Annotated in this window: 13 protein-coding genes; 5 read left to right on the top strand and 8 right to left on the bottom strand. The window is 70.5% G+C overall.

The window, feature by feature from the left end; translation table 11 throughout:
* Positions 1-22 precede the first annotated feature (22 nt).
* Together P696_RS48065 and P696_RS0125500 are read left to right on the top strand one after the other, a co-directional pair.
* Positions 23-1,645, top strand: coding sequence for an MDR family MFS transporter (locus P696_RS48065; protein WP_084338133.1), 1,623 nt, complete (start codon positions 23-25; stop codon positions 1,643-1,645).
* 223 nt (positions 1,646-1,868) lie between these two features.
* On the top strand, positions 1,869-3,836 hold the full coding sequence (locus P696_RS0125500; RefSeq protein ID WP_026414543.1) for a hypothetical protein: 1,968 nt from the start codon (positions 1,869-1,871) through the stop codon (positions 3,834-3,836).
* Positions 3,837-3,909: 73 nt separating this feature from the next.
* On the opposite strand, the gene P696_RS0125495 is transcribed toward P696_RS0125500, so the two are convergent.
* On the bottom strand, positions 3,910-4,767 hold the full coding sequence (locus P696_RS0125495; protein WP_026414542.1) for a hypothetical protein: 858 nt from the start codon (positions 4,765-4,767) through the stop codon (positions 3,910-3,912).
* A 150-nt stretch (positions 4,768-4,917) separates the two neighbouring features.
* On the opposite strand from P696_RS0125495, the gene P696_RS0125490 reads away from it, so the two are divergent.
* Entirely contained in the window at positions 4,918-6,534 is a 1,617-nt protein-coding gene (locus P696_RS0125490) for a PHP domain-containing protein (protein ID WP_245627809.1), read from the top strand.
* A gap of 11 nt (positions 6,535-6,545) precedes the next feature.
* Positions 6,546-7,058: a hypothetical protein gene (locus P696_RS52975; RefSeq protein WP_157429911.1), complete on the top strand. Its 513-nt coding sequence runs from the start codon at positions 6,546-6,548 to the stop codon at positions 7,056-7,058.
* Positions 7,059-7,163: 105 nt separating this feature from the next.
* Here P696_RS52975 and P696_RS0125480 read toward each other — a convergent pair whose 3' ends face one another.
* The 7 genes from P696_RS0125480 to P696_RS48050 form a co-directional block, all read right to left on the bottom strand.
* Positions 7,164-8,192 carry an AraC family transcriptional regulator gene (locus P696_RS0125480; RefSeq protein ID WP_026414540.1) on the bottom strand — a complete coding sequence of 343 codons (1,029 nt, stop codon included), beginning with the start codon at positions 8,190-8,192 and terminating at the stop codon, positions 7,164-7,166.
* Complete coding sequence (locus P696_RS0125475; RefSeq protein ID WP_026414539.1) at positions 8,189-9,295, bottom strand: LLM class flavin-dependent oxidoreductase; 1,107 nt, start codon at positions 9,293-9,295, stop codon at positions 8,189-8,191. Before P696_RS0125475 ends, P696_RS0125480 begins: the two co-directional genes overlap by 4 nt.
* A gap of 443 nt (positions 9,296-9,738) precedes the next feature.
* Positions 9,739-10,041, bottom strand: coding sequence for a hypothetical protein (locus P696_RS0125465; protein ID WP_026414537.1), 303 nt, complete (start codon positions 10,039-10,041; stop codon positions 9,739-9,741).
* Between the two features lie 306 nt (positions 10,042-10,347).
* The gene (locus tag P696_RS0125460) at positions 10,348-11,514 is read right to left on the bottom strand and encodes a TIGR02679 family protein (RefSeq protein ID WP_245627808.1); all 1,167 of its coding nucleotides are present in this window, start codon (positions 11,512-11,514) and stop codon (positions 10,348-10,350) included.
* A gap of 71 nt (positions 11,515-11,585) precedes the next feature.
* Positions 11,586-15,740 (bottom strand): TIGR02680 family protein, encoded by a 4,155-nt coding sequence (locus P696_RS48055; protein WP_051468167.1) that lies wholly within the window; start codon positions 15,738-15,740, stop codon positions 11,586-11,588.
* Positions 15,737-16,954, bottom strand: a complete 1,218-nt coding sequence (locus tag P696_RS0125450; RefSeq protein WP_026414535.1) for a TIGR02678 family protein — start codon at positions 16,952-16,954, stop codon at positions 15,737-15,739. Before P696_RS0125450 ends, P696_RS48055 begins: the two co-directional genes overlap by 4 nt.
* The gene (locus tag P696_RS48050) at positions 16,951-18,537 is read right to left on the bottom strand and encodes a TIGR02677 family protein (protein WP_051468166.1); all 1,587 of its coding nucleotides are present in this window, start codon (positions 18,535-18,537) and stop codon (positions 16,951-16,953) included. Before P696_RS48050 ends, P696_RS0125450 begins: the two co-directional genes overlap by 4 nt.
* Before the next feature lie 226 nt (positions 18,538-18,763).
* On the opposite strand from P696_RS48050, the gene pglW reads away from it, so the two are divergent.
* Positions 18,764-23,209: a BREX system serine/threonine kinase PglW gene (gene pglW / locus P696_RS0125440; RefSeq protein WP_026414534.1), complete on the top strand. Its 4,446-nt coding sequence runs from the start codon at positions 18,764-18,766 to the stop codon at positions 23,207-23,209.
* Positions 23,210-23,233: the final 24 nt, after the last annotated feature.

The following is a 23,233-nucleotide window of genomic DNA, read 5'->3' as shown; positions in this document are numbered from 1 at the left end:
CGTCCTTCAGGGGAGACTAGCGATGTCGCAGGCAGGAAACGGGCAGGCCGCGCCGCCCGCCGCAGCGGGGCCCGGGGCCGCTGCGGACGCGGGGGCCGAGGCCAACAGCCAGCGCCAGATCTACATCGGGATCTTCGGGCTGATGCTCGGGATGTTCCTGGCGATGCTCGACAACCTGATCGTCGGCACCGCCCTGCCGACCATCGTCGGCGACCTGGGCGGCCTCGCCCACCTGTCGTGGGTCGTCACCGCCTACGCGCTGGCGGCGGCCGCCGCGACCCCGATCTGGGGCAAGCTCGGCGACCTGTACGGCCGCAAGGGCATGTTCATGTCCTCGATCGTGATCTTCCTGGTCGGGTCGATGCTGTCCGGCCTGGCGCAGAACATGAGCGAGCTGATCGGGTTCCGCGCGCTGCAGGGCCTCGGCGCGGGCGGCCTGATGGTCGGCGCGATGGCGATCATCGGCGACCTGGTGCCGCCGCGTGAGCGCGGCAAGTTCCAGGCGATGATCGGCGGCATGATGCCGGTCGCGTTCGTCGGCGGCCCGCTGCTCGGCGGCTTCCTCACCGACCACCTGAGCTGGCGCTGGGCGTTCTATGTGAACGTGCCGATCGGCGCGGTCGCGCTGCTGGTGACCGGGTTCGGCATGCACCTGCACTCGCGCCGCCTGAAGGCGAAGATCGACTTCATCGGGGCGGCCCTGCTGACCGTGGGCGTCGTCTGCGTCACGCTGGTCGCCAGCTGGGGCGGCACCGAGTACCCGTGGGCGTCGGCGCAGATCATCGGCCTCGGGGTCGTCGGTGTCGTGTCCCTGGTCGCGTTCGTGTTCGCCGAGAACCGCGTTCCCGAGCCGATCCTGCCGATGCGGCTGTTCCGCAGCCGTAACTTCGCCGCCGCGCAGGTGCTCAGCTTCCTGGTGGGCGGCGCGATGTTCGGCGCGGTCAACTTCCTGCCGCAGTACATGCAGAACGTCCAGGGCGCGTCCCCGACCAACAGTGGTCTGCTGCTGCTTCCGCTGATGTTCGGCATGCTGGTGGTGATGCTGACGACCGGGCAGCTCATCACCCGCAACGGCCGCTACCGGATCTACCCGATCATCGGCGGCGCGGTGCTGACCGGCGGGATGCTCGTCCTGCTGACGCTGACCGTGGACACCTCGACCGCGATGAGCTCGTTCCTGACGCTGGGCGTCGGGCTCGGAATGGGCTTCATCATGCAGATCAGCATGCTGGTCACGCAGAACAGCGTCGAGCTGCGCGACATGGGCGCGGCCAGTGGCGCGGTCACCCTGTTCCGCACGATCGGCGGTTCCCTCGGCGTCGCGCTGCTCGGCTCGGTGTACACCAACCGGCTCGAGGGCGTGCTCTCCGACCGGCTCGGCTCGGACGCGGCGCACAAGATCGTGTCCGGTGGCGGGCACTTCACGCCCGAGATGCTGAAGACGCTTCCCGCCAACATCCGCGAGGCGTTCGAGGCGGGCGTCACGAGCGGGGTGCACGGCGTGGCGATCGGCGGCGCGGTCCTGGCCGCGCTGGCGTTCGTCGCCGCCTGGTTCGTCAAGGAGGTCCCGCTGCGGGGTTCGGGGCCGAAGGAGAAGTCGGCCGCGGTGGAGGAGACGGTGGTCGACACCATTCCCGCGCACTGATCCTTCGCTGAAGCGGCGAGCCCGTCCCGGCCTGTTCGGGACGGGCTCGCGGCGTTGTCGTCGTTGGGTCCGGTGGACAGGGCCGGGCGGGGTGGGCGGATGCTGTCGCCTCCGGGGTGGGATTGATGTTTAAACGATCTTGTGGACTGTGGCTCTTCCCTACTGGGAAGTAGTCGATCAGGCTCGGGGCGTTGATGATCATCCCCCTGAAGGAGACCATCGCGTGAGACGGAACGTCATCGTGCGGCTCGCCGCCGTCGTGACCGGGGCGGCGCTCGCCGTGTCCGGGACGAGCGCGGCGCGGGCCGACCAGGCCGTCCAGTCCAGGCCGGAGACCAGCTGGGAGGCGGTGGGACCGGACTCGGTCGGCGGGTCCATCGGCCTGTCGCCCCGCGACCCCAACCAACTCGCCCTCATGACCGACTCGCCGCAGCTGCTCTGGCTCTCGGAGGACCGCGGCGCGCACTGGCGGCTGCGTGACACCGTCCCGAAGCTGTACGGCTCGACCCGCTCCTTCGTCGTCGACCCCGCCGACCCCCGGCGGATGTACCTGCTGGTCGCGAAGGGGTCCGGCTTCGGGACCTACGAGGGCTGGCTGATGCGCAGCACCGACCGGGGTGAGACCTGGCGGACGCTGCGCCACGACACCCAGGACGGCCCGCTCCAGCTCGCGGTGTCCGGACGGACCGTCGTCACCGAGGGCCTCGACACGATCGGGGTGAGCACCGACGGCGGGGACGACTGGCGGGAGATCCGGCGGCCGTGGGCGCGCGAGAGCATGGCCGCGCCGATGCCCAAGCGGATGCTCAGCCTGGTCGGCGACGACCTGTACGCCACGACGGCCGCGCCCGGCCAGGACCTCTGGGTGATCCGGGGGATCAACGGCGCCGTCCCCGTCCCCGAGCGCCTCGGGCAGGTGGGGCGGCAGGACGTCGACGAGGTCGCCGCGGCCGACTGGGGCGTGGTGGTGACGGCGGGCCACGCGCTCTACGGCACCTCCGACCAGGGGAAGACCTGGCGGACGCTCGTCACCGACAAGGCCGCCAACCTCTACGGGCCGCAGATCTTCGGCGACGACGTGTTCGTCACGACCGCGAACAAGATCTACGTGAGCCGCGACCGCGGCCGGTCCTTCGCCACTTGGAACGTGCCGATTCCGGGCAAGGGCGTGGGCGAGGTCGCGCCGATGGGCGGCGCGCACGGCACCACGCTGGTCTCCGACGGCTACAACGGCGTGTTCAGCACCACCAACGGCCGCGACTACCGTCCGGTCGGCGTGCCGAGCGAGACGGCCACGCACCTGCTGACCTCGCGTGATCCGAGCGGCCGGGAGCTGCTGGTCTCCACCGGGATCTGGGACCTGTTCCACACGGCGCTGCCCACGGGCAACGTCACCGAGGCCACCCGCCGCTGGACGCGCGTCACCTCCGACACCCTGCACGCCTATCCCAAGATCGGGGTGTCGTCCCGGTCGCCGCGGACGGTCTGGCGGGCCGAGGAGAACGGCCTGGCCACCGGGATCTACCGCAGCGACGACGGCGGCGCGACCTGGACCAGGAACAGCGTCATCGGCTCCGGCGGCAACCCGACCGCGTTGCTCGTGCATCCGGCCGACCCGCGCCGCGTGCTCGTCCTGTACTTCTCGTTCAACGGCTGGCAGATGCGCGGCAGCGAGGACGAGGGCGCGACCTGGTGGACGGCGAACCTTCCCGACGCGCCCTACTCGTCCATGGCCGGGGATCCGCGCGATCCGCAGCGGGTCTGGGTGGGCACGCGCGAGGGGCTGATGCGCTCCGATGACGGCGGACGCACCTTCACCTCGGTGAGCGAGGACCCCTCACCGCAGGTCTTCGTCGACCCCCGCGACCCGAAGCGCGTCGTCACGGGCGGCTCGGACCTGCGGCTGAGCACCGACGGCGGCGCGACCTTCACCACCGTCCAGCCCGCCGACGGTGGCACGTTGAAGCAGGTGATCGCCGACCCGAGCCGTCCGGGCACCCTGTTCGCCGCGTGGACGGGCGATGGTGGCCGCACGGGTGTGTGGCGCAGCGACGACGCGGGCGTGACCTGGCGTGACATCAGCAAGGGCCTGCCGAGTCCCGCCACGTCCTCCCTGGTGACCAGCGGCGACGGCCGTTGGCTGTTCGCCGGTACCAACTACACCGGCGTCCAGCGTCTCCCGCTCGGCTGATCCACCGGAGTCGGAGGCCACCACGCGGGATCGTCCCGCGTGGTGGCCTCCGGGAGAACACGTGCGGAGGAGGTCAGCGCTGGAAGGTGTAGATCGTCGTGTCGACGTCGCAGGGGCTCGGCGGGACGACCGCGACGCGCAGGCGTCCACTGGTCTTGTCGTAGTCGACGCCCTCGGTCTCGAACTCGCCGGAGCAGGCGCTGACCAGCGGAACCTGGCCGAGCGAGGTCACCGTGGCCGTGACGTCCCGTCCGCGCAGCGGCTCGGACAGGGTGATCCGCAGCAGCTGCTTGGTGGTCGGGAACAGGTCGGTGCCGGTGTCGTCGGTCGCGCAGACCAGCGAGGTCGCGGTCACGAAGTCGCAGCCCTGGACGTCGCGGACGGGTCGGTCCAGCGTGATCTGACCGGCGAGCGGGAGCGTGCCGCCCGTGCGCGGGGTCCGCGGGTTCAGGACGGGCGTCGGCAGCACCAGGAGCCGGTTCATCGTGCCCCATTCGCCGCTGACCAGCCACTGGCCGTTCGGCGTGACGGCCGCGTAGGAGTTGTTCATCATCTCGCCGGGCGCCAGCGGGTGGACGTACCGGTAACGCGCGCCGCCGGGCGTGGTGACGAGGAACATCTTGGCGGTGGGGTCGGCGGCGGTCCACTGGTAGGCGTCGAAGACGTGGCCGCGCGCGGAGTCGGGGTCGCCGACGTGGCCCCAGCCCGCGGTCTTCAGCTCGTCCGGAACCGTGCCGTTCCCGGTGTAGTAGAGCCCTTTGCCCCGGACGGTGGCGAGGCCCTGGTTGCTGGTGGCCGACGGGCGGGCCACGCTCCCGGTCTGCTTCCAGGGGCCGAGCCGGAGGGTGTCGGCCGTGGCCGTCCCGGGGAGTGCGGCGGCGAGGACGGCGGTGGCCGCGGCGAGCGTCGCCACGATGCGCGTTCTGATCATGGTGCGCAGCGTCACGTCCCCGCGTGACTCGAAGGTGAACCCCGCCCTCATATCGGATGATCTTCGATGAATAGTCACCTTTCGTACCCTTGGCCGTCGTTTCACGTGTCTAGGTTCTGTCCCACGCGGGTTTGTCAACGAGGAGGGCACGTGGGACACCACCACCACCATCAGCACCACCAGGAGCCGTACGCGGACGCGACGGTGCCCGACGCCGAGCTGCCGCCCGGGGACCTGGCGCGCCGCCGGTTCCTGCAACGGCTCGGGCTGGTGGGGGTGGCGGCGACCGGCGCCGGCGTGCTGGCCACGCCCGCGTCCGCGTCCGCCGAGCCGAAGCACCGGCCGGCCGTCCCCGACCCGCGCCGCCTGCGCTGGCTCGCCGGGGACCACCACGTCCACACCCAGTCCAGCTACGACGCGATGCACACCGTCGCGCAGCAGGTCGCCGCAGGCCGCGAGAACGGCCTGGACTGGATGGTCATCACCGACCACGGGCACGTGGCGCACGAGAAGTTCGCCGTCGAGCAGACCTACGCCGACGTCCTGCGGGCCCGGCGGGCGAACCCGTCGATGCTGCTCTGGCAGGGCCTGGAGTGGAACGTTCCGTCCGGCGAGCACGCCACGGTCTTCTTCGACGCCGCCCGGGACGAGCTCACCGCCCTGCGCGCCTTCGAGAAGCTGTTCGACGGCAACATCAACGGCACCAACCACACCTCGCCGGCCAACGAGGCGACCGCGCTGGCCGGGCTGCGCTGGATGTCGGGCCAGATCGACCGGGGCGCCATCGACTCCGCCCTGATGATCGCCAACCACCCGAGCCGCAACGGCCGCTACTCGCCGCACGAGTTCCGCAACTACCGCGACACCGCCCCGCACATCGCCGTCGGCATGGAGGGCTCGCCGGGCGCGCAGAACGACGGCGGGCACCGCGGCGGCTACGGCAACGCGCCCGGCACCGACTCCTGGACGGGCTGGCCGTCGGAGTCCTACCGGACGTTCGGCGGCTTCGACTGGATGACCGCCAAGCTGGGCGGACTCTGGGACGCGATGCTCGCCGAGGGCCGCGGCTGGTGGATCACCAGCAACTCCGACGTCCACAGCGCCACCGGCAGCACGCTCGCCTCGCCCTCGGTCCCGGACGGCTGGTACGACGCGCACGGCCGCTACCCCGACCCGGTCGACACCGGCACGCCGCACACCTACGCCGACTTCTGGCCCGGCCAGTTCAGCCGCACGGTCGTCGGCGCGACCTCGCCCACCTTCCGCGGCGTCATGGAGGCCATCCGCCAGGGCCGCGTGTGGGTCGCGATGGGCGGCCTGGTGTCGGACCTGGACGTGCGCGTGCACGGCGAGGGCGGCGGCCACCCCGCCACACTCGGCGGGCGGATCACCGTCCGGCGCGGCGCGAACGTCACCGTCCGCGTCACGGTCCGGACGGCCACCACCCCCAACGCCTCTGGCGAGATCCCCCGGCTGGCCCGCCTCGACCTCATCCGCGGCGCGGTGACCGGCCCCGCCGCCGACCGCGACTCCTTCACCAACCCGCAGGTGTCGGTGGTCGAGTCGTTCACCCCGCGCGGGCACGCCTCCGTCCTGCACTTCGAACACCGCTTCCGTAACGTCCGCGAGCCGTTCTACGTGCGGCTGCGCGGCACCGACGGCAAGCGCTCGAACGGGCTCGAGCCGATGATGGACGTCCAGGGCGCGGCAGCCCCCTGGGACGACCTGTGGTGCTACGCCAACCCGATCTTCGTCGACGTCCGATGACCGTCCTGGGTGTGGACGCGGGTCACCGCGACCGTTCAGCTCTGGAACGGATGATCCTGGACGCCGTGCCGGAGCCGATCCTGCTCTGCACCCACCCCGTCCGCCACGGCCAGGCCCACCACGCCGCATCGGTGGAACTGGACCCGGCCACCGCCGCCACAGCGACCATGGCGTTCCTCGCCCAGGGTGCGGCCGTGGCCGAGGACGGCCAGGTCACCGGCCCAGACGAGCACGCACCCGGTGCCAGCGAGGCCCTCGCCGCCCACCGCCGCGAGGGCCGAGCCGTCCGCTTCCCCGGCCAGCACCTCCTCCGCGGAACGCTGACCCTGGCAGAAGCCGAGGCGACCGGCGTAGTGGACCGCATCGACCCACTAGGCGGCCCCCTCCCGCCCGACACCGTCCTGACCACCCACGACTTCGTCCGCCCGGTTTACCGCGCAGGCGAACTCATCCTGGAGGTGACCCCCGCCACGACCGGAGTGATCCCCTTCGAACTAGAACACCAACACATCTGCGGCCACTGACCGACGCGGCCCTTGGCCCGGCACTCCTCGGGCCAAGGGCACACCAACGTCACTGCAGCCGGAGCAATCCCAAGCCCAACAGAGTGCGACAGGAGTAAGGCCCGGTCAGCCGATGCGGGGGTATATCGAACTGCCCGCCTGGCCGTGGAGAGTCTGGCTCGGCAGTTCGCCGAAGCGCTCTCGGTAGTGGATGGCGAAGCGGCCCTTGTGGAGGTATCCGGCCGCTGTGGCGACGGCGGCGATCGTGCCGGGTTCTGGGACGGCCTTGAGCAGGGCGGTGCGAGCGTGGTCGAGGCGGACGCCGCGCAGGTACTGGACCGGGGTGACTCCCCATTCACCACGGCAGATGACCCGGAGTTGCTGGACGCCTATGCCCGCTGCGGCGGCGATGTCGGTGACACCGACGGCCTCGTGGTGGTGGGCTTGGACCCAATCCTCGATGAACGGCACGAGGTGATGGCGGCGGCGGTTCACCGGCTGTTCGGCGATGGTGGAGGTCGCGCTGTGTCGCAGGCCGAGCAGGACCGCGTTGAGGAGAGTCTCCTCCATGGCGCGGGCGGCCAGCGGATTGAGCGTGCCCCCCGCCACGAAGTCATTGAGGACGAGGCACACATGCCGCCAGGTCTGCTCGACGAGCGCCGCAGACATGATCGCGTCGCCCTGTTCCGGGTGGATCTGTACAGGGCCGTGGTCGGGACGGCCGAGGAGGTCGGACAGATGCCGGGTGAGGCGCTCGGTAGTGGTGGCCATGACGAGGCATCCGAGGGTGGGGTGCGGACTCATCCGCATGGCCTCGTCCTGGGAGAGGACGAGGAGCCCGTCCACGGTGTCCTTGCGGCCGGACTTGCGGTACTCCACGTCCATGGGGGCCTGGGGGGCGCACATGGCGAACTCGGCTTCGACGGGCGGGGTGTCGACGATCACCCCGCCGCCGCCGTAGCGGACCCACACCAGGTTGACGTCCCCGATGCCGAGGGCGTTGACCATCCCGTCCAGGGGAATGCCAGGTTCCCTGAGCTGGAGGTCGTGGCCCACGGCATACGGTTCGACCTTGTCGTGCAGGACCTCGACGCTGGAACTGACGGCGCGCTGGTAGTTCGACAGTGGGGGGACGGGGGGAGGGGATGCGGTCATGGCGAGTCGCTCTCGGGTCTGGGCGCGGCGGCGGACGGGCGGACACCGAGGGCGGCCAGGCGAGGCAGCACCTCGGCAGCGAAGTAGCCGAGTTCGTCGGCGTAGTCGAGGAAGGACAGCGCGATCCCGTCGAACCCGGCGTCGGCGAACCCGGCGAGGGCGTCGGCGACGTCGTCGGGGGTGCCCACCAGCGGGCAGCTGCCGTGACCGGCGGCGAACCGTCCGCGGTAGGTGCGGAGCATCTCGGGCGTGAAGGACTGTGCGTGCAGTCCCTGCAGGCGCATGACCTCGTCCACGGCGGGCCAGTCGGCGTGTGCGTCGGCGTAGTAGGCCAGCCGGTCCTCGGCCTCGGCCCGGGTGGGCCTGCAGACCACGTGGCCGAGCGTGAAGACGCCCACGGACCGGCCCAGCGCCTCGGCATCCGCCTTGATCGTCTTGACGATGTCGGAGCCGTCCTCCGGGCCTCCGACGACGGTGAAGGCGTGGTCGGCGTTGCGGGCGGCGAACGACCGTCCTTGCTGGGACGACCCGGCGTTCATGGTCAGCACCTTGTTCCCGTCGTACGGGCCGGGTGCGCCGACCACGCCACGCAGGTGGAAGAAACGGCCGTCATGGTCGAAGGGGGCGGTACTCGTCCAGATGCGTTGGACGATGTCCCACCATTCCTGCGCGTAGGCGTATCGCGTGTCGTGGTCGGATGGCAGGGAGAGGCCGAACATCGCGTATTCGGGGGCGTGCCATCCCGCGACGATGTTGAGCCCGGCTCGACCCTTTCCGACCTGGTCGAGCGTGGCCAACTGCTTGGCGGCGACGACGGGGTGATGGAACGCGGTGTGCACTGTGCTGAACACCCGGAGCCGCTGGGTTGCGGCCAGTAGACCCGAGGCCCATACCAGCGGGTCGAGTGCGCTGCGATGGAAGGCGGTGTCGGGTCCCCAGTCGATCCAGCGCGCGACCGGGAGCAGGAAGTCGAGCCCCGCGCGATCGGCGAGCATGGCGAGCCGCAGATTGTTGTCCCAGGTGGCGTGCCACCGTTCGGGAACGGTGGTGATGGCCAGCCCTGATTCGGTGTTGGGGGAGAACAGACCCAGCTGGAATTCCATGGTGCCCCGCCTTCCTCCGGTCGCGGAGCCTTCAGTATCGAGAAAAGGCGCGATGGGGGAAGGCGGGGCGGGCTGGCCGGATATCGCCAGTTATGACGGGTTTGAATGCCGTCTTGTGGGGCTTCCGGCTCAGCCTTACACCAGGAAGGTGCCCACCGTGAGTTCCTCAATGCGGGAGCCGGGGCCGCCGCCATCGGGGGAGTGCGCCTCCGTCGTGGCGTAAACCGTGACATAGGCGGGATCGCGCCTCCGTTCGTGCGCCCTGCTCGCCAACCGCTGGATGGTGTCGACGAGATGGGCACCGCAGGAGCCCGTGGTCCAGGAGTCCGTCCTGTCGCGCTCGGCCGGCGTCCGCACGTGGACACGGAACCGTGTGGGCCGACGGCATTCCTTCTCTGAGCAGGTTCCTTCCGCAGCGGCGGGCCTGCGTCCGACGGCGGCCATCAGCTGCGCCGCTTCCGTGCGGTGACGGACTTGGCCGGCCTCCGCGTCCTGGGGGAGGGGCGACGGCCGCGGTACCACGGGAGAACGCCGACCAGGATCTCCAGGACGCGGATGTTGCGCTCGACGTCGCCCCTGACGTGCGTCCGCCATGCGATCAGGCCGATCAGGGCGACCATCCCGAGAGAGACGGCGACCGGACCGAGGACGCTCCAGAGCAGGATCGTCGTTGAGATGCTGCCCTGGGAGATGAACCTCTGGCCAGGAAGGGCCGACCCTGTGATGAGGGGGTGGGCCACGACCATGGGGGCGTGAATAGTACACTCGCGCACGAACGTACCTCCGTGACGACTCGTTAAGGACCGGTCGCGGCGGTGCGTGGAGGGCCGACACTTCGGATTAGCGCCTGTTCCCGCAGGTGCTGGAGTGTCGGCCCTTCCGCGTTGAGGCCGCGATGCCCGCTCGGAATCGAGCGGACTATGGAAGATCCTCCCGCAGGGCCCGGCCAAGGGCAACGTAAACGGGGATATTCGCCAAGTTTTCGGATACCTGACGGTCGTCAGAAAAGCGTAATTGGCGCCAAGGGTGCATATCGCGACAATCGGGTCGGCTCACTCCCGGGTGAGGTCGGCGAGGAGGAGGGGGATGAGGCGTTCCTCCATGACCGCCCTGCCGGTGGCGTGCAGACGTTGTTCCAGGTCGGGATCCCAGGGGCTCGCGGCCGGGGAACCTCGCAGCGGCTCGGACTCACCCTCCCCCAGCGCGGTGTCGTAATCATCGGAGGTCATCCGCCAGGGGACGGCGCCGTAGCGGTCGATCGCCATCGTCGTGGTGCGCAGGCCCGTCCAATCGAAGTCGCCGCGCCATCGGATGGCCGCCCCGGTGTTCCGCACGGCTTCCAGCAGGCGGTGACAGGCGGCCGACGGGACTCCCTCGGTACAGATCAGTGGTGCGCCCGGCGGCTCGGCGACGGCTGCGCGCAGGACTGAGGGGTTCTCGCACACATAGACCTCGGCCGCCTTGGGCACGGGCGGCATGGTGACCAGCTGGTGCAGGGTGACGCGGAACGGGGTGCGACGGTGGGCGGCCTCGGTCAGCCAACCCGCCAGTGGCGCGCCAGGCTCCGCGTGTAGCCCCAACACCAGAACCTGGCTGGACAGGTCGTCGGTAAGGACTCCCGCCGACTCCCACAACCGGCGCTCTGCCTCGGATCCACGCGGGACCGGAACACCTGCCCGAACCGCCAGCGCACGCAGGACCAGGGTGGCCAGCGGTGTGCTGGACAACGCCTTTGTGTCGCCGGTGGCGCGCTCGGCTACCACCGGGAGCGGCAGTCCCGAGGCGGGGAGCGTGTCCAGGACGGCGACGGCCGCGGCGAGAAGTCGAGTGTCGCCGCGACGGAGCATTCGGGTGAGAGCGCCCTCGCGGTCCAGGCTCTTCGTCCACTGCCTGTACCAGCCGGACTCCGCATGCCTGCTCGTCGCCAGCGTGGCGAACATCGCCTCATGGGCGAGACGGTCAGTGGCACGGACCTGCTCGCGTGGCGTGATCGAGCCGACCAGTGCCTCGACGGCGGCGGGTAGGTCGGTGGCGATGCCCGCGTCGGCGAGCACGCCCGAGAGCCGGTCCAGGTCGACGGTCACCGTTGCCGCGGCGCGGAGTCGGCCCGAGCCCAGCAGGGACCGCAGTGCCTTGATCTCGTCGGCGGACGGGGAATCCAGCACCAACGATCCGGTGAGCGGACGGCCGAGTTCGATCCGCCGGGCAAGTCTGCGCACCAGACGGTCGAGTGATGGCGCGCCGAGCGTGCGGCGAAGCCTGGGGAGATCGACGTCCATATGCCCCCCGCTCAGAACAGCGAGTCATCGTCCGGGCCCGCATCCGTGTCCGACCCGGCGCTGGTCTCATCGAGACTCGGGCGGGTTGTAGGCGGACGTGAGCGGGTTTCGCGGTCGGCTCGGACGGGTGTGCTCCCGTCCCATTCCCAGGTGGTGACGTGGACGGCGTCGATGCCGTCCCGACGGCGGAGCTGGTGGGCTGCCAGGCCGGGGACGGTGTCGTAGAAGCCCCACTCGCGTTCGGAGGTCATCACCACGTCCAGGTCGAAGGTGGTCAGCAGCCCGAGGCACTTTCGGCGCGCGTCGTCGTCGACACCTGCGAATGCCTCGTCGAGCGCGACCATGCGCGGAGCATGGGGATGTGCGGATCTGTAGTGCGCGGCAGCGGCGGCGAACAGCGGCAGCGACACAGTGAGGACGCGTTCACCGCCGGAGGCCGGTCCCAGTGCGCTGCGCCAGCGGCCGTCCTGGTGCCGCTCGATGACGAAGCGGTGCCAGGCGCGGTAGTCCAGTGCCTTGCGCAGGTGGTCCTGCCAGGTGCCGTGCTCGTCCTTGGTCCGCACTCGCTCGATCTCGTGTTGGAGGAAGTCGCCGACGGCCGCGCGGTCGGCCGGAGACCACAGGTCGGAGCCCTGCCGCAGCAGACGGGCTCTGGCCTCGGCCAGTCCGATCGGTGCACCGTCGGACTCGGACAGCGGTTCCCAGCGCAACCTCAGCCGCATACCGGTGGAGGTCGGGCGTTCCTCCAGTTCGCTGTTCATGAATCCGACCTGTTCCTCGGCCTCGCCGATCAGCTCTTGGAGGTGGCTGGCGACGTCGTTGACCAGATGCTCTTCCAGTAGGTCGCGTTCCTTGGCGGTGAGCATCCGCTCGCGGTAACCGATCTCGCCTTCGAGCAGGTCGGTCAACTCGGTCGGTGTGCGCTCGCGGCCCTGGAAGGTCACGGTGACCACGAACCAGTCGGTCAGCCCCGCGTGGGCGTGGTGGCCGTTCCTGCTGAGAGCCTCGTTCAGGTCGGTGTAGGAGCGCGTGATCTCGTCCTGGATTCGACGCCAGGCATCGTCCCCGTCCTCGACGTCCCGCAGGCGATCCTCCAGACGCCGGGCGAGGCGGACGGCGGGATCGGCGGCCCATGTCTCGGCCGGGTCGGGGATCGGCAGATCGTCGCAGGCCACCACGAACAGCCCGGTGTCGGCGAACCGCCGGAGTTCGTCGACGGCGCGGTCGCGCTGCCTGGCCGCTTGGCCGAGTTGTTCAGCCAACTGCTCCTCTCGGCCCTGCGCCCGGGCGCGCTTCTCACTCGCTCGGCGGTGCTCGCCTTCGAGTTCCGTGATGATGCCGTCGAGTTCGGTGATCCGCCGGCGGGTCCGTTCCAGCCGGTCGCGCAACTCCTCGACCGAGGCTCCGATCGACGTGCGCAGGGCCTCGAATCGACCGCGCTCCTCGGCGGCGCGTTCCGCCGCGCTCCGCGTCTCCTCGTTGGCCTCCGCCGCGGCCTCGGCAGCGGCCACGAACTCGGCGGTCCAGGTCTGGACTTCGGTGAGGCGGTCGGAGTGTCGGCGAGCCGTTGAGAGCAGGTCCATCATGGCCTGGCGGTAGTCGGTCAGCGCGGCGGACACCTCGGTGAGGCCCGCCGGGTCGCCGGGCAGCGCGAGATCGGCCGCCACCTGGTCGCGCTGGGCGAGAGCGGCGGAGAGGTCATGTTGAGCCCATTCGACGGCCTCGGCCGATCGGTCTACGCGCTCGGCGGCGCGGGCGAGCGACCCCGCTGCTCCCGTCACGGCGCCGTGGGCGTCACGCAGCGGCTGATCGAACGGCTCGCGCCGTAGCTCGGCCTCAAGCGCCCGACGACGAAGGTCGATCTGCTGCACGGCACTGAGCGCGTCTGTGAGGGAACGCTCGGCGCGGGTGATCAACTCTGTGAGTTCGGCGAGCCGGCGTCTGCGTGCCTCTTCCCGGGCGCCGGCTCCGACATGGGCTGCGGCGTCCTTGGTCCACGCACCGCGCAGCGGGCCGACCCGCCAGCGGCCGGACGGCTCGACCCATGCGGTCGTGTCCTGCTCGCCCAGGCCGATCCCGGCCAGGACGGCCGTCACGGTCTCCGGTGACAGTGCGGTGGCCTGTACGTCGTCGGGGTCGATGGCGACGGTGAGCACGTCGGTCAGCGGTCGCGCCGTGGGAGCGCCCGGCAGGACGACCATGTCGTGGGCGTCGGCGTTCACCAGGCGGCCGTCAGGGGTGAGCCAGGCGTCCAGCAAGCCCGACGCCTCGAGTGCCGCCTCCAGTCCGGCGCGTTCGGGCGCTTCCAGGCCAGGTGCGAAGTCCACGACCTGCCACAGCGCGGCGCCTGGACCGGTGCGCGTGCCGGATCCTCGGGTAAGCGGGGCGGGCGGGGGCTCATCGGCTCCGGAGACGAGCCGCTCACGTTCGGAGGTCAGCTCCTCCAGCTCGCTCTGCGCGTTGGCGGTGCGAGCATTCGCTTCGGCGCGGGCGGTGACCAGCATTTCCCGTGTGCCGTCTGCGGCCTGGCGCAACGCATGGACCAGCGGATGCGGGCCGTCCAGGGTCTCGGCCCAGTCGGCCAGGCCGACATCGTCGGGGTCGGGGACGGTCAGCTCGGCGAGCGATCGCCCGTAGTCACGCCACTCCCCGACGTGCTCGCCGATCCGGTCGATGAGCGTGTCCTGGGCTTCGCCGAGTGCGCCGGCTGCGGCATCGCGGTCGGCTTCGCGCTCGGTCAGGGTCCGCCGCGCCTGGCTGAGTTCGGCCTCCGCGGCGATGGCCTTGCCCGCCAGGGCGGTGACGTGCTGGATGGCCTCGTCGCGGGAATCGGCGATCGAGGTGGTGCGCTGCTTGGCCCTGCGCAGAACCTCCTCGCTCGGCGGATTGAGAACGATCTCCGCGTGCTGTCCGGCGACTCCGGCGTGGTGGGCGACGTTCGTGGCGAGCACGCGCGCTTCGTCCAGGGCCGTGCCGCTGGACTCGGCGGCGCGCGTGGCGGCGTCGTGGCGGGTTTGCCGTTCGGCGCGGGTCCGTTCGGCGCGTTTGGCTGTTCCACGGGCGCGCGCGGCGTCCTGTTCGGCCTGCTCGGCGTAGCGCTGGGCGTCGGCGAGGTTCTTCAGCCGAGGGTCGGAGCTGAGCTCCTCCCGGGCCGCGTTCTGTTCGGCCCGCTCGGTCCGGGACTCCTCGATGCGCTCGCTCGCCTGCCGTTCTTTGGTGTCAGCCTCCGTGATCTCCTCACGTAGGCCGGCCAGGGAACGCTGGACGTTCTCGAAACCGCTGTGCGCCGTGCGGAGCTCACGCCCCTGTCGGCGCGCTGAGACCTGTGCGTAGTGGCGGTAGCGCTGCAGGAACCGGGATACGTGGCGGCGGGTGTCACGGAGGTCTTTCAGCTCTTTGCGCTGCTGTTCCAGGTCGTGGAAGGCGGTGGCGATGTCGCTGAGCACTGCCTGGTCGACCGGTGTGAGGGCGTCCGACAGGGCCGTCGACAGTCGCTTCTCGTCCGGACGCTTGGACAGTTGGGGTTGGCGGAGCTGGATCAGCAGGTTGACCAGGGCGTCGTAGCGTTCCTCACCCAGTCGGAACAGGTGCTCGTCCAGCATCCGCCGGTACCGTTCGGCGGTCTGTGTCACCTGGCCGTGCGGGCCGATCGCCTCGGTGAGGCGGTCGCGGGTGAGTGTCGTCCCGGTCGGGCCGATGAGGAACAGGTCCCGGCCCATCCGCTGGGAGGTGAGGAAGAACCAGTGGTCGGTGATGCCGCGTCCGGCGACGGCCTTCAGGGCGATGCCGACCGTCAGGTACGCGTGTTCGCCGTCCTCGGTGACGCGGCCGAACTCCAGCCAGGTGTAGCCGAGCCGTTCGTCGTACCGGTCGCCGAGCAGCAGGTTCCAGTCCATGCGCTTCTTGGCGTCGCCGTCCGGCTCGACGCGGCTCGGAGTGAGGACGCCGTCCAGCAGCAGGGGCAGGGTCAGCGCGAGGACCTTGGACTTTCCGGTGCCGTTGTTGCCGATGAAGGTGACCCGGCCGTCGCGGAACCAGAACTCCTGGGCGTCGTAGTAGAACAGGTCGACCAGGCCGCTGCGTAGCGGCTGCCAGCGTGAGGTGCGTGCGATCGGCAGGTCCGCCGGTTCGGCCGGACCGGGGGCGGCGTCGGCTATGGCCGTCATTGGTCGTCTCGCTTTCCGATGATCGTGGGGTCGGCGTAGCCGAAGCGGGCGAGTGCGGGCAGTGGCGTCACGATCTGGCCCTCGACCCGGACCAGCCCGAGAGCCTCCAGGCGCCACAGCGCGTGCGCGGTGAGAGGCTGCTCGGCGCCGGGGTCGCGGGTGTTCTTGCGCCAGTGCCGGGCGTGCTCGACGATCAGTTCGGTCATGTGGCGTTCGGCCTCGGCGACGGTGGTGGGACCGGCCGCGTCGCGGAGTCGGCCGGACAGGTATTCGGCCAGCAGGAGCGTGGCGTGCCCCTCGGTCCCCTCGTCGGGCATCCCGAAATCGGTGGCCTCGTGAGTCGGGTCGACCAGCGCGATGCCCTCGGCGCGCACTTCCGCCAGGAAACCGGTCGCCTCGGTGAGCCGTTTGAGCAGCGGGCCGCGCTGCATGTCCAGATAGGCACGCTGCTCAGGGGTGAGGTCGGCGTAGTACAGGACGGGATCGTCCAGCAGCCGCCGTGCGATGGTGTGGCGGACCTGCCGGTTGCGGCCGTCCTCGGTGTCGGGAACCATGTCGCGCGTCACCGCTGAGAGACGCGCGTCGTGGTCGTCAGTCTCCACCAGGGATGGGCCGATCCGGGTGGCGAGCAGTACGGCCAGCACGCGCCGGTCCACGTCGTAGAGGGCGTCGCCGGTGCGGTTGACGAACGCCTGTTCGTCACCGGCGATCTTCGCCAGTACGCCCAGCGACAGCAGCAGTTGCGCGACCGCGACCAGGTCGCCGCGCTCGTCGCGGTCATCCATGGTGAACACGATCCCGGCCGCGGTGATCTGCTCGTCCGCGGCGAACACCATCACTCGGTCGACCAGCCAGCCGAGTGTGACCTGCGATTCGGCGCGTTCCAGTGCCGCCAGCGCCAGGCAGGTCAGCACGTAGCGGCGACGGCTGAACGGCAGCCGTGCGCGGGCTCCGCCACCGCGCACCGACGCAGCCCTGCTGCCGTCGGACAGGTCGCCCGGCACCTTGCGCAGCCGCGCCACGCCCGGGTCGGTGTACAGGCTCCAGCCGGTCTCGCGGGGGAACCACTGGCCGAGGTACCCCGCGTGCCTGCGGACCAGCGCGTAGTCCCGATCGCGCGGGGTGAGCAGCGGATTCCGTAGGAGCGCGCGCACGGCGCGGCGGCGTTCGTCATCGCGCCGCTCGTCCAGCACGTCCGCGAGGTTGCCGCTCATCGGGCACCCTCTGTCGGCGCTGCCGGGCGGGGGCTGCTCAGGTCGACGATCGTGATCTCGTGGTCGGGACCGCGCAGCACGCCGTCCTCGGTGTGGATCTCAGCCAGGCCGTCGCGTGGCCGCAAGGTGACTTCCAGCGTGCCGTCGGACGTCCGGATGTGGATCGTCCCAGACGGATCCGACGGACCGGCGGCGAGTGCGTCGCCGAGCAGGCGCAGGAACAGCCGGAACTCGCGCCGGTCGAGCTTGCCCAGCTCGCTGAGCAGGATGGGTCGTCCCGTGGCCAGGGCCCGGCGGGCGGACTCGATCTGCTCACGCTCGTCCGCGATCTCTGCGGCGAGCTGTCGCCGCTCCGCCGAGCGGTCGCGCACCCGTTTCTTCGCCCCGCGCTTGGCGTACTGACCGGTGGCCCGCAGTCGTGCCGAGACCTTCACTTCCGGAGCGTCCGCCCAGCTCGTCGCGGCGGGCACATCGGCAGGCTCGGTGTCGTTCTCGGCGGTCAGGTGGCGGGCGGTGGACAGGCCGAAGGCCGCCCGCCACAGCCGGTGCGCGTCCTGCTCGTTGGGCGCCTGGGCGAACCAGCGGGCGAGTGTCCGGAAGTCCGCGGACCGGTCGCTGCGTCCGGCGCGCCGCTCCTGAAGCACGCTGATGGTGGCCAGCAGGTCGGGGATCGCCTTGCGCGCTCGGGTACGCAGCAGGTCGGACTGACTGGGATGACTGCGCCCACCGACGAACCACGACCACAGCCCTGACCAGCGGCTCTCCCACAAGGCCAGCTTCTCGCCCACCGGAACGGTGACCATCGGCTCGCCGGCCTCGATGTCGCCTGTTTCTGGCGCGTTCTCGGACGTGGCGCCCTCCGGCACGGCGTCGACGGCTTCGCGTTCGGCGGCGAGGGCAAGCAGCACCGCGACCCGCGCGGTCGGCAAGTCGCGCAGCGTCGAGCCGATGTCGTGTTGTTTGACGACCAGCTCGGAGACGAACCGCTCCAGGTAGACGATCAGGCGGTCCTTGTAGGCGAGGAACGCCTCCTCGTCCACGTCCTGTAGCTCGATCGTGCGCTGGAGTCCGCTCATGAACGCGCTCGCGTTGGCGGCCAGGCTGTCGAGCCTTCCCATCAGCTCCAGCAGCAGGTTGTGGACCACCGCAGGGTCGGGGTGCTCCGGTAGATCGCGTAGAGCCCGCAGTCGCACCCGGATGTCCTCCAGCGCGACCGCCTGGAGTTCACCGCGCCGACCGATCTCCTGCTCGTAGACCTCCAGAGCCCGCTCGGCGGCCTCGCCTTCCCGGCTCAGCTGGTAGAGGTGGCGCGGCCGGTTGAAGTCCTCCACGGTGGTGACCCGGCCCGTGTCCGGGGACGAACGAAGGTTCACCCATCCGGTGAGCGACTTCAGCGCCGCGTCCACGGCGTCCTGACTGATGGACGGGCCGCCGTCTTGCCGTAGCGCCTCGGCTACGTCCTCGGGACGTAGATGCACGACGAAGCGCCGTTTGTTGGCTATGAAGACCCGCATCACGCGGCGATAGGTTTCGACGAGCGATGTGTCGAGATGCGCGAACGGACGCGCGACCGTGCTCTCCATGCACCCCCCAAGCCAAGGTGCGGTGACCGGTATCGACCCCGTTGACCGCTATGTCTTGCGGCTTTTCGAGATGAGTCAGCACTCGGCTCCGCACCGTTCCCGTGTCTCGGAGCAATTCAGGCTATCCAGGCCGTGGTCCGGGTGGTAATCGTTCGCCCGAACTACGGTGCGCTGACGGGACCGACTGGTTAAGATCTACGCAAAATTCCACGGGGGAGGATTGTCGGTGGCGGACGTGAGCGGGCCGGTGCCACGGCCTCCGAGGCCCCAGCGCCGCTGGTTCCAGGAGCTGCCGTCCGAGTACCCCTGGGAGCAGGAGGGCCTCGACTTCATCAGGAACCTGATGCCCCGGACGGAGCCCTACCGTGCGTGGGCGACGTTCTCCTTCACCGCTCGCTCGGGCCGAGTGAACGAGTGTGACCTTTTCATCGCCACCCCTGGCGGCCTGTATCTCGTCGAGTTGAAGGGGCATCGCGGAGAAGTCTCCAACAATGGCGGCTGGTGGACGTTCCGCTACGGCACGGCTCGTCCGAAGAGCATCCGCAACCCGCTGCACCTCACCGACCAGAAGAGCAAGGAGCTGAAGAACCAGCTCCAATGGGCCGTCCACCAGGTACTTCCTGGTTCGAGCCTCAGGATTCCCCGGATCGAGCCGGCGGTTTTCCTCTCCGACACCGGACTGGTCAGCCAACTCGACGAGGTCCAGGACCGCAACGTCTACGGTCGCGACGACGTCTCCCACGGGCTCTCGAAGATCTGGGCCGACCTGCTGGGACGGCCGCCGCAGAGCGAGGCGCGGCGCGTCGGCCCGCTCCTGTCCCAGCACCTGCCGAGGCTGATGGAGGCCATCGGCATCACCCACTCCCTGGCGCACCTGGACTTCGGCGACGGCTGGAAGCTCGACTCCGACGTCCTGGACTCCGGGCCGACCTGGGAGGACCGCCTCGCCGCGCGGACCGGACTCGTCCACGAGGCCGGACGCGTGCGCGTCTACCTGGTCGGCAAGCAGGCCACCCAGGACACCTACGTCTCGGTCGAGCGTGCTGCGCGCCGCGAGTACGAGGTGCTCCAGGGCATCAACCACCGCGGCATCGCCCAGGCCCAGCTGATCCGGGACCACCGCGGTGCTCCGGCCATCCTCTTCCGGCACGACCCGGCGGACCAGCCGCTGGAGACCTACCTCGACCAGTACGCGTCCGAACTCACGCCGGAGACGCGGCTCGACCTGGTCCGCCAGCTCGCCGAGGCCGTCCGGTACGCGCACCACCGGTCGCTGTACCACCGGGCGCTCGCGGCCCGGTCGGTGTACGTGTCGTCCGCGGACGACGGCTCCCGGCCCGTTCTGCGGATCATCGACTGGCAGGCCGCCGCCCGTGACTTCGACACCTCGACCACGATCGGAAACTCGCCGCAGACCGACGCCCATCTCCAGGACACCGCTCAGGTGTACCTCGCCCCTGAGTTCGAGTACTCCTACGCCGATCCTGTCGAGCTGGACGTGTTCGGCATGGGAGCGGTCGCCTACCTGATCCTCACCGGCGAGCAGCCGGCGCCGGACCGGCCGGCCCTCATCGACCGGGTGTCGAGCCGTGGTGCAGGCGGCCTGCACCCTTATGCGGTCGCCGACGGCTTGACCGACGACCTCGACCAGCTCGTCTACCGCGCCACCGCCGGTGAGCCCGCGCTCCGCCTGGCGTCGGCCGACGAGTTCCTGGACCTGCTGGACGAGGCCGAGGAGGACAATGCCGTCCCCACCGGTGAGCCTGGTGGCCAGGACTGGGAGGTGGTGGACCCGCTCCTCGCCCAGCCCGGCCAGGCCGTGGACGGGGACGCCGAAGGGCCCTGGCGGATGGAACGCCAGCTCGGCACCGGCGGCACCGCCCGTGCGATCCTCGTCACTCGTTCGGTTGAGGACGGGGACGGCGAGGAGGTCGTGCAGCGGCGCGTCCTGAAGGTCGCCCTGGACGAGTCGCGGGCCGACCGGCTCCAGATCGAGGCTGAGGCACTCGCCAAAGTCGGCGGCGGAGCGGTCGTCAAGCTGTACGACGGCCCCCGGCAGGTCGCCGGGCGCACCGTCCTCGACCTGGAGTTCGCCGGAGACCGCACGCTCGCCCGTGTCCTCACCGAAGAGGGCAGACTCACCTACCACCAGCTCGAACGCTTCTCCGAGGACCTGTTCCGGGCACTGGACCAGCTCGCGGCCGAGGGCCTGCGGCACCGGGACCTCAAGCCGGAGAACTTCGGTGTCCTCCTGCGCGCCGACCGCACCTGGGCACTGAAGCTGCTGGACTTCTCCCACGCTGGTGTGTCCGACAGCGACATCACCGCGGGCACCCGCGGCTACGTCGACCCCTTCGTCGGTGAGCTCAGCCGCCCGTTCTTCGACGACCACGCCGAGTGGTACGCCGCTGCGGTGACCCTCCACGAGATGGCCTCCAGCGAGCGGCCCGTCTGGGGCGACGGCAAGACCGACCCACGCACCGCGGACGACGACCTGCCGCGCATCGCCGAGGACGTGTTCGAACCCGCCCTGCGCGAGGGCCTCACCGCCTACTTCCGGAAGGCACTCCACCGCGACGTCGCGCAGCGGTTCGAATCGCTCGCCCAGATGACGTCGGCCTGGCGGGCCATCTTCCAACAGGCGGACCAGACTGCTCCGGTGGGCGCACCGACCGGGACGCCCATCACGGCCAGTGGGGAGAACGCCGACCCCATCCTGGACCGCGACGCCCTGCAGGCCGCCCGCGACGCCGCCGCCGAGGCCGCGACCCTGGAAACACCGCTGGAGGCCGCGGGCCTGTCGCCGCGCGGGGTGTCGGTGGCCCGGGGGTTCGGAGCTGCCACCGTCGGACAGCTCCTGCGGGTGCCCCCATATCTCATCTCGAGGGCCCGCGGCGCGGGCGCGATCGCCCGCAAGGAGCTCAACCTCCGCCACAGGCAGTGGACCGCCAAGTACGGCACGCCCGAACCCACCGGCGATGCCGGGGACAAGACGGTAGCCGGAAGCTCGTCCACCGGCCCGGCGACGCCTTCCTCTTCGGCGGAAGACCGGGACCGTCTGCGCGTCGACGAGCTTGCCGCGCTCCTCGTCCCGTCCAGCACGCGGAAGAACTCGAGCAGGAACGAGGTTCTGCGGCTGCTGCTCGGCCTGCCCGCACCGGACGGCACCCTTCCAGATCTCGGCTGGCCCACCCAGGGCGAGGTCGCCAAGAGGCACGGCCTCACCCAGGCGACCGTGTCGCGACACCACAAGGCGGCGACCGCCGACTGGGCCGCGGCGAGCTGGCTCGATCCCGTCCGCGCGGAGATCGTCGAACGGCTCGACGCCCTGGGCGGCGTGGCGACCGCGGGCGAGCTTTCTGCCGCCCTGCGCGTCCGCCACGGAGCCGCATCGGGCCTCACCCCCGAGACCGTCGCCGCCATGGCCCTGGCCGTCGTCCGTGCCGCTGTCGAGGCCGAGATGTACGTCGGAGTCGGCCAGTCGGAGGAGGACGAGCCGAGGCTGGCCCGCCTGCGCCGGCGAGGCAAGGTGCTCGTCGCGCTCGAATCCCTGCCCGGGACCGACGATCCCACCCCCAGCGAACTCGCCGACTACGCCGACAAGCTGGGTGGCGAAGCTGCCTCTCTGGCAGAGGCCGAGCCACTGCCAGGCCGTGCGGAGGTTCTGCGAGCGCTGCGGGCCGTCGCGCCCCCGGAAGGCATGGGCGCACTCGCCGACGCCCGCCTGATCGCCCTCGCCGCGGCCGTCGCTCCAGGCGTGCTGATGTCGCCGGGGATGCAGCTCTACCGGCGTGACCTTCCACTGGCCAAGGCACTGCGGCTGGCGCAAGCCGGAGCGGGCGTCCGCCACCCGGACGGCATCACCCTGGACAGGTTGATGTCCAAGGTCCAGGCTGCATTCCCCGGCCTCAATGCCTATGCCCCATCGCCCACGTACATCACGATGGAGGCAGCTCTCAAGGACGCCGGTTTCCCGCTCGTCTACAGCCGTGAGCAGAAGAGGTTCCTGCCCCCGGCCCCGGCTCCGGCACTCACATCGTCGATCACCGCGACGAGCAAGCCGCTCGGCCGCGGGGTGGCGACACCGGAACAGGTGCACCAAGACGCCGTCGCCGCCAAGCTGGACTCGGCGCACCGCCAAGGGGGATTCCTGGCACTGACGGTGCACTACAAGCGCCTCCCCGGCCTCGCCGAAGCCCTCGCCACCCGATACCCGGTCGTCCTGGTGGACGTCGCCGAGGTCTTCCTGACCGAGTTCCGCAAGCTTGCGGACGAGCAAGGCGTGGACTGGTCCCAGGTACTTCGGGCAGACGAGCGCATGACTGAGCAGGGGAAGGTCCCTGGAGGCCTCCGCTCTTTCGTCACCCGAGTCATGGACAGCACCCGGGACACCCTGCTGAACCGGGAAACCGGCGTGCTGCTCCTCCACAACGCGGGCCTGCTGGCCCGCTACTTCGACGTAGGCGGACGCCAGATGCTGGCAGATCTGCAAAAAGCGGCCCGCCGCCCCGGCGATGCCCCGCACGGGCTGTGGCTGCTCTGCCCGTCGGAGTCCCCCCGCGCTCTGCCGAACCTGGACGGCCGAACCGTCGAGGCCATCGGCGGCGACGCCGAGTGGGTGGTGCTCGACCGCGAGTCCGTGGAGCGCCTCCACGGCCCCCGCGCAGCGTAATCCCTCGTTTCGTGCTTGACCCTT

The sequence above is a fragment of the Actinomadura oligospora ATCC 43269 genome, from assembly GCF_000518265.1.
In the GTDB taxonomy this organism is placed as follows: Bacteria; Actinomycetota; Actinomycetes; order Streptosporangiales; family Streptosporangiaceae; genus Spirillospora; species Spirillospora oligospora.
This window is presented reverse-complemented; position numbering and strand designations above follow the sequence as displayed.

Excerpts from the sequence above, each read along its gene's own strand:
- P696_RS48065 (WP_084338133.1), top strand. The coding sequence starts at position 23 with ATGTCGCAGGCAGGAAACGGGCAGGCCGCGCCGCCCGCCGCAGCGGGG.
- P696_RS0125495 (WP_026414542.1), bottom strand. The coding sequence starts at position 4,767 with ATGATCAGAACGCGCATCGTGGCGACGCTCGCCGCGGCCACCGCCGTC.
- P696_RS0125480 (WP_026414540.1), bottom strand. The coding sequence starts at position 8,192 with ATGACCGCATCCCCTCCCCCCGTCCCCCCACTGTCGAACTACCAGCGC.
- P696_RS0125475 (WP_026414539.1), bottom strand. The coding sequence starts at position 9,295 with ATGGAATTCCAGCTGGGTCTGTTCTCCCCCAACACCGAATCAGGGCTG.
- P696_RS0125465 (WP_026414537.1), bottom strand. The coding sequence starts at position 10,041 with ATGGTCGTGGCCCACCCCCTCATCACAGGGTCGGCCCTTCCTGGCCAG.
- P696_RS48055 (WP_051468167.1), bottom strand. The coding sequence starts at position 15,740 with ATGACGGCCATAGCCGACGCCGCCCCCGGTCCGGCCGAACCGGCGGAC.
- P696_RS0125450 (WP_026414535.1), bottom strand. The coding sequence starts at position 16,954 with ATGAGCGGCAACCTCGCGGACGTGCTGGACGAGCGGCGCGATGACGAA.
- P696_RS48050 (WP_051468166.1), bottom strand. The coding sequence starts at position 18,537 with ATGGAGAGCACGGTCGCGCGTCCGTTCGCGCATCTCGACACATCGCTC.